Here is an 11458-nt window from a genome sequence, read left to right as displayed (position 1 = left end):
ACACAGATATAAATCTATGCCTGATGTTAAGTCCAACTTTTTGGGGTCACCTTAGTAATCTAGGGATTTATTTTTACGATTTTAGGTAGAATACATATTGTTAATAAATCCTTAATTTAAAATGTTAAATATTTGACAATTGTTTGTATATAATTTAACATAGAAGATGAATTAGGGAGGTTTTATGAATAAAAATATACAACCCAAAAATTTCTTGATGAATGTACTAAATGGGACAGCCCAGGCTATTGTTATAGCTTTAATACCAAATGCTGTTCTAGCAGTTATTTTAAAGCTATTTCCAGATTCTACATTCGCAAGTGAATTTTTAAGAATTGTACAGGTGTTTCAATTTTTTACCCCACTAATGACAGGATTTTTAGTTGCTCATAATTTTGGATTTACTCCAATGCAACAAGCAGCAGTCGGTGGGGCAGCTATGATAGGATCAGGAGCATGGAAATATGTCGAAGCAACAATAAATGGAAGTACATCTTCAATTTTTCAGCTTGCAGGTATTGGTGATTTAATAAATACTATGATTACAGCAGCTATCGCGGTCTACTTAGTATTGTTAGTAGGAGATAAATTCGGATCTTTAAATATTATTCTGCTACCTATTGTAATAGGAGCGGGTGCAGGTTACATAGGATTTAAATTATTGCCTTTTGTTTCAAAGATAACTTTCTTCATTGGAGAAGGTATAAACTCCTTTACTAATTTACAGCCATTTTTAATGAGTTTATTAATTTGTATAGCATTTTCAATAATAATAATCAGTCCTATCTCAACAGTAGCTATTACTTTAGCTATTGGTCTTGACGGAATGGCAGCGGCAGCAGCTGGCATGGGAGTAGCCACTTGTGCTTATTTTTTAACAATAGCAACTGCCAAAAATAAAAATAATGGTAAAGGTGTTCCAATAGCGATTTTTCTAGGTGCTATGAAAATGATGATGCCAAACTTTTTTGCCAATCCAATTATGGCTCTACCTATAGCAATATCTGCTGCAATTACATCCATACCAATATCGCTATTTGGTATTGTCAATACACCTGAAACTGGTGGTTTTGGACAAGTAGGCTTTGTAAGTCCTATAGCATCTTTAGAAGGACCTGGTATGAATGTTATTTTAATGATAATTTTCTGGTTAATAATACCTATAATAGTCACATTTATTGTGCACTATATCTTCGAGCGTTTTGTAAAAATTTATGATGAATCTATTTTTGAATTCAAAAATTAGGGGAGTTAATATGTTAGTTTATATTGCAGGTAGTGGAGCAATGGGTTGTACAATTGGCTATCACATTCAAAAAAATACTGAAAGTGAAGTAATTTTACTTGATTATTGGCAAGAACATATTGATCAAATCAATAAGAATGGCTTAGAAATAACAGGAAAAATAGAAGACAGGATAGAGATTCAAGCGTTAAAACCACCTCAAGCTAGCAGAAAAGCTGATCTAATAATTGTGATGACAAAGTCTATGAAACTTGATAGTATGATGCAAGATATAGCACATCTAATAAGTGAAAAAACTCAAATACTCTGTCTGTTAAATGGAATGAGCCATGAAACAATTTTAAAAAAACATGTTAATCTTGATCAAATAAACATGGGTGTGACAGTATGGGCTGCGGGAATTAATGGTCCAGGTTCTATAAATATCTCAGGTATTGGTTCTATAGATGTTCAAAACATCGGTGGCAATGAAGAAGAAGGAAGAAAAGTTGCTGATTTATTAGATGATGCAAAATTATATACTAAATATGATAGCAATGTTATGCATGCTATTTGGAGAAAAGTTATGGTAAATGGAACCATGAACTCAACATCAGCACTTTTAGAATGTAAGATAGGAGAGTTTTTCTCAACTGATGCTCATAAAAAAATAGTTGATGATCTTGTAAATGAGTTTGTGGAAGTAGGAAATGCTGATGGGATAGAGTTAGATAAAAAAGAAATGCTTGACTATATATACCAAACATCTAAGTCAGCAAAAGATCATTATCCATCCATGTACCAAGATCTAGTTAAGAATAATAAAAAAACAGAAATTGATTTTATAAATGGGGCAGTAGTTGAAAAAGGCAAGAAACATAATATTTCAACCCCTTATAATGATTTGATAACTCAGTTAGTTCATGCTAAAGAAGAACTACAAAAAGCAGAGTAAATATTAAATAGGTAAAAGACCTGGTATATACCAGGTCTTTTATTATTTGCTTAAACTTCTGTTTTTTCAATAGCAGCTTGTGCTGCAGCAAGTTTTGCAATTGGAACTCTAAATGGTGAGCATGATGCATAATCTAGGCCAACATTGTATAAATATTTTACAGTAGTAGGCTCGCCACCATGTTCTCCACAAATTCCTAGATGCAAGTTACCATTAGCTGATTTTCCTCTTTCTACAGCTGTTTCTACTAAGAATCCTACGCCTTTTTGGTCTAATACTTGGAAAGGATCTTTTGCAAATAAATCTTTTTCTAGATATAGAGGTAAGAATTTACCAGCATCATCTCTTGATAAACCAAAGGTCATTTGTGTAAGGTCGTTGGTTCCAAAGCTAAAGAAATCTGTAATTTCAGCAATCTCATCAGCTGTTATTGCAGCTCTTGGAATTTCTATCATTGTACCAATTAAGTATTTGATTTTTTTACCCTTTTCTTCAAATACTTGTTTGATTTCATCATTTACTTCATCAATTACATATTTTAATTCCTTAACATCACTTGATAGAGGAATCATGATTTCTGGAATTACTTCATTGCCCTCTTCATGGCAGTGGATAGCTGCTTGGATAATGGCTCTAGCTTGCATTCTAGATATTTCTGGATATCTTACTCCAAGACGTAATCCTCTAAAACCTAGCATTGGGTTTACTTCTTCAAGCTCATTAATTCTTTCTCTTACTCTAGCTGGTTCTATGTCAAGTTCTACAGCTAGATCCCTGATTTCTGCTTCACCTCTTGGTAAAAATTCGTGAAGTGGTGGATCTAGAAGTCTTACTGTTACTGGTCTATCTCCCATAAGTGTGTAGATTTGGTAGAAATCATCTTCTTGCATTGGTAAGATTTTTTCTAGGGCAGACTTTCTTGTTTCTAGATCATTTGCTAAAATCATCTTACGAACTTGGAAGATTCTGTCTTCTTTAAAGAACATGTGCTCTGTACGGCAAAGTCCGATTCCTTCTGCTCCAAATTCTAGAGCTTGTTCTACATCTCTTGGTGTATCAGCATTTGTTCTAATTTTCATATCCCTAAATTCATCAACCCATTGCATAAATCTGCCAAAGTTTCCCTCTAGTTGTGGAGATTGAGTTTCAAGGGTGCCTATATATACTTCACCAGTAGAGCCATCTAAAGAAATTGTATCATCTTTTGTGTATACTTCATCACCAACTCTCATTGTGCCTTCATCTTCATCAATATGCACTTCACTTGCACCAGAGACACAGCATTTGCCCATACCACGAGCTACTACTGCAGCATGACTTGTCATTCCTCCACGAGCGGTTAGGATACCATTTGCTTTTACCATTCCCTCAAGATCTTCTGGAGATGTTTCTTCACGTACTAAGATTACTTGTTCACCTTCTGATGCTCTATTAGATGCATCTTTTGCAGTAAAGGCAATTTTACCAACTGCAGCACCTGGAGATGCAGCAAGACCTTTTGCAATAGCATCGTTTGATTTTTTAGCAGCATCAGTAAAAGTAGGGTGGAGTAGGCCGTCCAAGACTTTTGGATTTATTCTTAAAACTGCTTCTTTTTTATCGATTAATCCTTCATCTACCATATCTACTGCTGCTTTAACTGCTGCATGGGCTGTTCTTTTTCCATTTCTAGTTTGAAGTAGGAATAACTTTCCTTCTTGAATAGTAAATTCCATATCTTGCATGTCGTGATAGTGTTCTTCAAGTTTTTTTGCAGTGTCTGCAAATTCATGGTAAACATCAGGCATAGCATCTTTAAGTGTTGCAATTTCCTTTGGAGTTCTTACTCCGGCTACAACATCTTCACCTTGAGCATTAATCAAATATTCACCAAATAATTTATTTTCACCTGTTGCTGGGTTTCTTGAAAATGCTACTCCTGTACCAGATGTGTCTCCCATATTTCCAAATACCATTGTTTGTACATTTACTGCTGTTCCCATAGCATCATCTATGTCATTTAATTTTCTATAAAGGATAGCTCGTTCATTGCCCCAAGATTTAAATACAGCGGAGATTGCAAGATCTAATTGTTCACGAGGATCTTGAGGGAAGTCTTCACCCTTTAATTCTTTATATTTTTCTTTATATTCCTCTACTAACTCTTTTAAATCATCTGCACTAAGTTCGGTATCGTTTTCCACATTTCTATCTTTTTTCTTAGCTGTAAGTAAATTTTCGAAGTTATTTTTATTAAGCTCCATCGCAACATCGGCAAACATTTGGATAAATCTTCTATAAGAATCATATGCAAATCTTTCGTTTTCAGTTTTTTTTGCTAAACCCAAAACAGCTTCATCATTTAAACCTAGGTTTAAAATTGTATCCATCATTCCAGGCATAGAAATAGGAGCACCTGATCTTACTGATACTAAAAGAGGATCTTCTGTAGATCCAAAAGTTTTTCCGTTTTCTTTTTCTAGATCTGTGATGTGTTTTGAAACTTCACTATTTAACTCATCCCATAACTTCTCATCTTCTTGATAAAATCTTGTACAAGCTTCAGTTGTAACGGTAAAACCATAAGGTACAGAGATACCCATTGTGGTCATTTCGGCAAGATTAGCGCCTTTACCACCCAAAAGGGATTTCATATCTTTGTTCCCCTCGTTAAAATTGTAAACATATTTGTCGGTCATTATTTTTCCCCTTCCATATTTATGTTTTCGATGTTGCTGATTATGTACTCAGAAGTTTCTTCGATGGATTTGTATGTAATGTCCACTATTTTGCAATCTAAATCTTCCATAAGCTCTTTTGCATAGATTAATTCTTTCTCAATACGATCAATGTCTGAATAGTGAGAATTAGATGAGAGATTTATAGAATTTAATCTTTCTTCTCTTACTTTTTGTAGCCTATTTTTATCAAGAGTCAGTCCAAATATTTTTCTAGAATCTATTTCAAAAAGCTCTCTAGGTACTCTTGAATCTAGTAAAATAGGAACGTTTATAACTTTGTATCCAATACTTGCAAGATACACTGAAAGTGGGGTCTTGGAAGATCTTGAAACTCCAATAATACATATGTCACAATACTTTAGCCCCTTAAAATCCCTGCCATCGTCATACTTTATGGCAAATTCCAAAGCATCCAGTCTCTTATAATGGTGGACGATCTGGATGTCATCATCGGCTAGTCCATCAACGGGAGCTATGCCCAAAAAATTACTAATTTTGTTTAAAGAGTAGCTTGCATAATCGATGGTTAGAATCTTATTATCTTTACTAAAATCTTTAAGGAACTTATTGTGCTTTGGGTCATTTAGAGAATTGAAAATTATTTTTATGCCATTGTCATCATCAATTTTAGTAAAAACTTCAGACAAATTTTCTTTTGTTTTGATATTTATAAACGTTTTCTCATTGTATTCTATCTCAAATTTTTGCATTGTTTCATGGGATAATCTAGACATCCCACCAGCATCAGTATCTGAAATAACATATACAAATATATCCATAAATTCTCCTCCTCTAACCCTAGCAATATTATAACATGTATTTTATATTATGAAAATATTTTCATGATAAATTAATTACAAATTTTATTAGTTGTTATGATTAATATTTAGGGTTAAGATGAGACACTAGAAAACCGAACGTTTTGACAAAATAATTTATGATAATATAATGATAAAAGAAATTTAATATGAAATAGTAAAAGAGGAGTAAATTGCAAGTACTTTCAGAGAGAAGATGTTTGGTGCAAATCTTTAGTTACAAGCTTTTGAAGGTTGCTTTTATGTATATTTCAGTGTGGTACGCATAAGTACATTAAGAGTCTTTTAATTTAAAAAGGAATTTAGGTGGTAACGCGATAACTCGTCCTAGAGCTATGGCCTTACCACCTTTTTTAAACGAAATTTTAAGGAGTAATAATGGAAACTAAATACAATCCAAGTGGATTTGAAAAAGAAATCTATAAAAAATGGGAAGATGGCGGATATTTCAAGGCTGATGTAAATAAAGACAAAAAGCCATTTACAATTGTAATGCCACCACCAAATGTTACTGGTCAATTACATTTAGGTCATGCTTTAAATAATACTATCCAAGATATTGTTATTCGCTATAAAAGAATGGCAGGATTTGAAGCGCTTTGGATACCTGGAACAGATCACGCATCTATATCAACAGAAGCAAAAGTAGTTGGTAAAATTCGTAGCGAAGGTCATACAAAAAAAGAATTAGGTCGTGAGAAATTCTTAGAAGAAGCCTGGGCTTGGACAGAAGAATACGGCGGTACTATCAAAAAACAATTAAGAACCATAGGTGTATCTTGTGATTGGGACTATGATAGTTTTACAATGGATGAAAATCTAACTCGTGCAGTAAAACGAGTTTTCAAAAAAATGTATGATGATGGTTTAATCTATCAAGGAAATAGAATTGTAAACTGGGATCCAGAAGCAGAAACTGCTATCTCAGATGCAGAAGTTTACCACGTAGAAAAAGAGGGTAATCTTTGGTATATCAAATATTTCTTTGAAGATAGTGACGAATATATTACAATTGCAACAACTCGTCCAGAAACAATGTTTGGAGACTTAGCAGTTGCTGTTAACCCAGAAGACCCTAGATTTAAAGATAAAATAGGCAAAAACTTAATACTACCCATTGTTGGAAGAAAAATTCCTTTGATTGAAGATAGTTATGTAGACATGGAATATGGTACAGGATGTGTAAAAATCACACCAAGCCATGACCCTAACGACTTTGAAGTTGGAGAACGCCATGACCTTGGCCAATGTGTAGTAATAGATACAAAAGGCCATATCACAGATGATTATGGTAAGTACTCTGGCCTTGATAGATATGAAGCTCGTAAACTTTTAGTAAAACAACTTGAAGATGAAGGCTATCTTGAAAAAATCGAAACACTAACTCATGCTGTTGGTTATAGTGAGAGAACAAATGTAGTAATAGAGCCACTTATTTCTAAGCAATGGTTTGTAAAAATGGATGAACTTGCAAAAATGGCAGCAGAAGTTTATCAAAATGGTGATCTAAAATTAATTCCAGATTCTTTAGGCAAAACTTATATGAACTGGCTAAATAACATTAGAGATTGGACAATCTCTCGCCAACTATGGTGGGGACATAGGCTTCCAGTATTCTACACTGATGATGGAGAAATAATAGTTTCAGAAGATGAACCAGATGAAAATGGAATGTTAAATGGAGTTCATGTTACTCAAGAAGAAGATACACTTGATACATGGTTTTCATCAGCCCTATGGCCATTTGCAACCCTTGGTTGGCCAGTAGAAAATGAAAATCTAGACTATTTCTTCCCAACAGACATCCTTGTAACAGGATATGACATCATATTCTTCTGGGTTATCAGAATGGTATTTGCTTCCCTATATACAACTGAAAAAGTTCCATTTGACCACGTATTATTTACAGGTCTTATCCGTGATCCACAAGGAAGAAAAATGAGTAAATCTCTTGGAAATGGTGTAGATCCAATAGAGGTTGTCAATGAATATGGAGCAGATGCGCTTAGATTTACTTTAATTACTGGAAATAGTCCTGGAAATGATATGCGTTATGATGAAAAAAGAATAATCGCTAGCCGTAACTTTGCCAATAAATTATGGAATGCAACTCGTTTTGTATTAATGAATATAGATGAGGGAGACGATTTAGACTTTTCAACAGTAGAAAATCTTGCCCTAGAAGATAAATGGATTTTAAAACGTCTTAATAATGTTATAGAAGAAGTAACTAAAAACCTTGAAAAATACGAAATCGGACTTGCAGCAAGCAGGATAGAAGATTTCATTTGGGAAGAGTACTGTGACTGGTACATTGAATTTGCTAAGTTAAGACTAAATGGTAATGATGAAGCAGAAAAAGCAGATGTAAAAAAAGTTTTACTCTATGTTCTAAACAAAATGATAGCCTTACTTCATCCATTTATGCCATTTATCACAGAAGAAATATATTCAGCACTTCCAAACACAGAAGGTATGTTGATAGTAGAACAGTGGCCAAGATTTAATGAAGAATTTGAATTTGTAAGCGAAGAAGCTACTGTTAACTCAGCAATTGATGCAATCACAGCTATAAGAAACCAAAGAGCCACATTAAATGTAGGTGCAAAAACAAAACAAGATTTAATTATCCTAGCAGAAAATGAAGAGTACAAGAATTTACTAGCAAATCTAAAAGGACAATTTAAAAATCTTGCAAATTCTAAAGAAGTTAATATCTATTTAAAAGAAGAATTTAATGGTGACAAAGAAAACCTAGTAAATCTAGTATTTAACGAATTTTCAGTTCTAATGAGCCTAGATGACTTGATGGACTACGAACAAGAACGCGCACGTTTAAAAGATGAAATCAAAAGATTAGAAGGCGAAATAAAAAGAGCAAGTGGTAAGTTAAACAACGAAAACTTTGTAAGCAAGGCTCCAGAAGCAGTTGTAAATGAAGAACGCGAAAAACTTTCTAACTATGAAGATTTACTTGAAAAAACTAAAGCATCCTTTGAAGAAATAAAAGATAAATAAATAATTTAATGGATAATTAGTTTATAAAATATATTAATATTTACTTAATATAATCCTCCGCTTAATATAATATTAATTTATAAATATTATTGTGGAGGATGTTTTAATGATTTTGAAAATTTTTTAAAAGTTCCAGAAACAGAAGCTTTACTCAAAGATCACCTGACCAAAAATTTAAATAAGTTTTCGTTGGCCATAAGAGCTTAAGATATCCTAATTTTAAGTATCATTGCTATGGGTGTAGCAAGTATATTAATGTTTATTTTTGTAGTTTTTTCTGCTAAAAATGTTAAAAATGAAAACTTAATTTCTAATAATATTTTTGGGAAAATAATGTTGGATTACACAATTTTGGAGTTTTGGCAAAACTTTGCTCAGAAGTAATAGAGGAAATGGACCCTAATCTATAAGAAACTTAGGTTTAAATGGAGCTAGCACAGCCCAGGCACTACTTTATGGTATATTTCCAGAAACCAGTGTAAAATTTATAAATTATATTTTATACAGGTGGGAAGTCACCATTAGAACAACTATTGTTGTAGGATTTGTAGGAGCAAGTGGCCTAGGTATGGCCTTTAAACTAGCCATGAGTTTCTTTAAGTATTCAGAAATTACCCTATATATGATATGCTATTTAATATTAGTATATATTGCTGATTTAATTTCAAAATTATGCAAGGATTACATTAGAAGATAGGGGGAAAAATGTACGAAGATTTTTCTTATATATATGACAAATTAAGCTTTGATATAGATTACCAAGGATACGCAGAAAATATTTTGAACTTGGTAGATAAATATAATATAAACAGAAAAAATATGCTAGAGCTTGCTGCTGGATCTGGAATGCTTACAAAGTATTTTTTTGATGAGTTTGAAAATATTGATGCCTTGGATATTTCACCAGATATGTTAAATGTTTTTGCAAATAAATATGATATTGATAATGTAAATTTGATTTATTATGACATGGTTGAATTTGAAAATCCTAATAATTATGATTTGATAGTCATACTACTTGATTCTATAAACTATGTAACAGATCCAAAGGAGCTAGAAAAACTTTTTGAAAATTGCTATAAAAATCTTAAAGATGGTGGACTTTTGGTTTTTGATATTAATTCAGAATATAAAATGAAAGAAGTTTTTGGATCAAATTGCTACGTCTATGAATATGAAGATATATTCTACACTTGGGACAATTTCTATGAGGATGATTTGATAGATATGCATCTAAATTTCTTTGTAGAAAAAGAAAATGGCTCCTATGAAAGAATTTATGAATATCAACAAGAACGTGCATATTCAATAGATGATGTTACAAAAATAGTTAAGCAAACTGGATTTAGAGATATCAAAACTTATGATGAAGATGACTTTGGTGATTTAAAAGCAGATACTCTTAGAGTATTATTTAGTGCAGTAAAGGGAAGATAATGGCAAAAGGTGTTGTAAAATTTTTTGATAATAAAAAAGGATATGGTTTTATAAGCTCGGATGAAAATGATTATTTTGTGCATTTTTCAAGCATAATATCAGATGAAGACTACAAAAAATTATCTGAGGGAGATATGGTATCATTTGATATAATTGATCAACCACGTGGGCCCTCTGCAATAAATGTGCAAAAATTGGAGGACTAAAAATGAATTCTTATCTGCTACCAATCCTTATAGTTTTAATATTTTTACCTCAAATCCATTATTTGAAGAAAACTAGTGATTACAAAAAAATGAATGTGGGTAGCAAATGGTTTGTAAAAAGTAAACAAACTTTTGAAGACCATGCAGAAATGTATATAAGAAATACCGATGGCCATGAGATCTTTGTAAGATTATATGAAAATGAAAGCCCAAAAGGTGTAGTCCAAATTGTCCACGGTATGGCGGAGCATTCTTATAATTATCTGGACTTTATAAAATTTTTAGTAAAAAATGGATACACTGTCATTGCCCATGATCATAGGGGACATGGAAAGAGCATATCTGAAAAATATCCAAATGGATATATGAGTTTATCTGAAGAATTAATCGATGATACTTATGTGATCAATAATTTTATCCATGGCAAGCACCCTGAATTACCAGTTTATATGATTGGCCATTCCATGGGTTCTATGATTGCTCGTACTTATTTGCAAAATCATGATGATACTATTAGCAAATTAGTTTTAATTGGCACGGTTGAGCACAGTAAAATATCGCCTTTTGGTGCGTTTTTGGGTAATATAATTTCATTTTATTTTGGAGAATACCAAGCAGCTGTCCTTTCACCACTATTGCCAGGTGATGGAAGAGACACTTGGATTTCTTATAATATGGATAATGTTATAGAAAAAAGAAATGATAGTTTCAGAGTATTTCAATTTTTGGAAAGAGGTGTTGTTGTAATTATTGATCTAAACAACAAAATGGCCAAAGTAAAGAATTATAAGCTCAAAAATCCAAATCTTAAAATCCACTCTGCAACTGGAGCAGATGATATAGTCACAGGCTCTGAACTAGGACTTGAAAGCTCAATAAAAACATTAAGTAAAGCAGGATATAGAAATATCAGCCAAAAAATATATCCAGAAATGGAACATGAAATTTTAAATGAAAAAGATAAACAAATAGTTTATGATGAAATTTCAGAATTTTTAGACAATTAATAAAACTCCTGGCATCTATGAACTGACCCCTTAAAGTTGGACCTAATCAACTTAAGGAGGTCAGTTTTTTAT

9 protein-coding genes are annotated in these 11458 nt (G+C 32.5%); 7 read left to right on the top strand and 2 right to left on the bottom strand.

The genetic code is table 11. From position 1 onward, the window contains the following. Positions 1 to 184: 184 nt before the first annotated feature. The gene (locus tag JNO63_RS08345) at positions 185 to 1246 is read left to right on the top strand and encodes a PTS sugar transporter subunit IIC (protein ID WP_203128492.1); all 1062 of its coding nucleotides are present in this window, start codon (positions 185 to 187) and stop codon (positions 1244 to 1246) included. 10 nt (positions 1247 to 1256) lie between these two features. Beyond that, positions 1257 to 2180 carry a 2-dehydropantoate 2-reductase gene (locus tag JNO63_RS08340; RefSeq protein WP_203128491.1) on the top strand — a complete coding sequence of 308 codons (924 nt, stop codon included), beginning with the start codon at positions 1257 to 1259 and terminating at the stop codon, positions 2178 to 2180. Between the two features lie 50 nt (positions 2181 to 2230). On the opposite strand, the gene ppdK is transcribed toward JNO63_RS08340, so the two are convergent. After that, the gene (gene ppdK / locus JNO63_RS08335; protein ID WP_203128490.1) at positions 2231 to 4858 is read right to left on the bottom strand and encodes a pyruvate, phosphate dikinase; all 2628 of its coding nucleotides are present in this window, start codon (positions 4856 to 4858) and stop codon (positions 2231 to 2233) included. Then, a complete protein-coding gene (gene ppsR, locus JNO63_RS08330) occupies positions 4858 to 5679 on the bottom strand; it encodes a pyruvate, phosphate dikinase/phosphoenolpyruvate synthase regulator (protein WP_203128489.1) in 822 nt (273 codons plus the stop codon). Before ppsR ends, ppdK begins: the two co-directional genes overlap by 1 nt. Positions 5680 to 6096: 417 nt before the next feature. On the opposite strand from ppsR, the gene JNO63_RS08325 reads away from it, so the two are divergent. The 5 genes from JNO63_RS08325 (at position 6097) to JNO63_RS08305 (ending at position 11386) form a co-directional block, all read left to right on the top strand. Continuing rightward, positions 6097 to 8736 carry a valine--tRNA ligase gene (locus tag JNO63_RS08325; RefSeq protein WP_203128488.1) on the top strand — a complete coding sequence of 880 codons (2640 nt, stop codon included), beginning with the start codon at positions 6097 to 6099 and terminating at the stop codon, positions 8734 to 8736. Positions 8737 to 9142: 406 nt separating this feature from the next. Beyond that, on the top strand, positions 9143 to 9433 hold the full coding sequence (locus tag JNO63_RS08320) for an ABC transporter permease subunit (RefSeq protein WP_203128493.1): 291 nt from the start codon (positions 9143 to 9145) through the stop codon (positions 9431 to 9433). A gap of 8 nt (positions 9434 to 9441) precedes the next feature. Beyond that, a complete protein-coding gene (locus tag JNO63_RS08315; RefSeq protein ID WP_203128487.1) occupies positions 9442 to 10173 on the top strand; it encodes a class I SAM-dependent DNA methyltransferase in 732 nt (243 codons plus the stop codon). Next, positions 10173 to 10379: a cold-shock protein gene (locus JNO63_RS08310; protein WP_203128486.1), complete on the top strand. Its 207-nt coding sequence runs from the start codon at positions 10173 to 10175 to the stop codon at positions 10377 to 10379. The genes JNO63_RS08315 and JNO63_RS08310 overlap by 1 nt, the downstream gene beginning before the upstream one ends. 2 nt (positions 10380 to 10381) lie before the next feature. After that, positions 10382 to 11386 (top strand): alpha/beta fold hydrolase, encoded by a 1005-nt coding sequence (locus JNO63_RS08305; protein ID WP_203128485.1) that lies wholly within the window; start codon positions 10382 to 10384, stop codon positions 11384 to 11386. Positions 11387 to 11458: the final 72 nt, after the last annotated feature.

Source organism: Anaerococcus sp. mt242 (genome assembly GCF_016798225.1).
In the GTDB taxonomy this organism is placed as follows: Bacteria; Bacillota; Clostridia; order Tissierellales; family Peptoniphilaceae; genus Anaerococcus.
Note: the sequence above shows the minus strand (reverse complement) of the source record. Positions and strands in the feature narration are given on the sequence as shown.

Coding starts and splice junctions, on each gene's coding strand:
- JNO63_RS08305 (WP_203128485.1), top strand. CDS start 10,382: ATGAATTCTTATCTGCTACCAATCCTTATAGTTTTAATATTTTTACCT.
- JNO63_RS08340 (WP_203128491.1), top strand. CDS start 1,257: ATGTTAGTTTATATTGCAGGTAGTGGAGCAATGGGTTGTACAATTGGC.
- JNO63_RS08345 (WP_203128492.1), top strand. CDS start 185: ATGAATAAAAATATACAACCCAAAAATTTCTTGATGAATGTACTAAAT.
- JNO63_RS08315 (WP_203128487.1), top strand. CDS start 9,442: ATGTACGAAGATTTTTCTTATATATATGACAAATTAAGCTTTGATATA.
- JNO63_RS08310 (WP_203128486.1), top strand. CDS start 10,173: ATGGCAAAAGGTGTTGTAAAATTTTTTGATAATAAAAAAGGATATGGT.
- JNO63_RS08325 (WP_203128488.1), top strand. CDS start 6,097: ATGGAAACTAAATACAATCCAAGTGGATTTGAAAAAGAAATCTATAAA.
- ppdK (WP_203128490.1), bottom strand. CDS start 4,858: ATGACCGACAAATATGTTTACAATTTTAACGAGGGGAACAAAGATATG.
- ppsR (WP_203128489.1), bottom strand. CDS start 5,679: ATGGATATATTTGTATATGTTATTTCAGATACTGATGCTGGTGGGATG.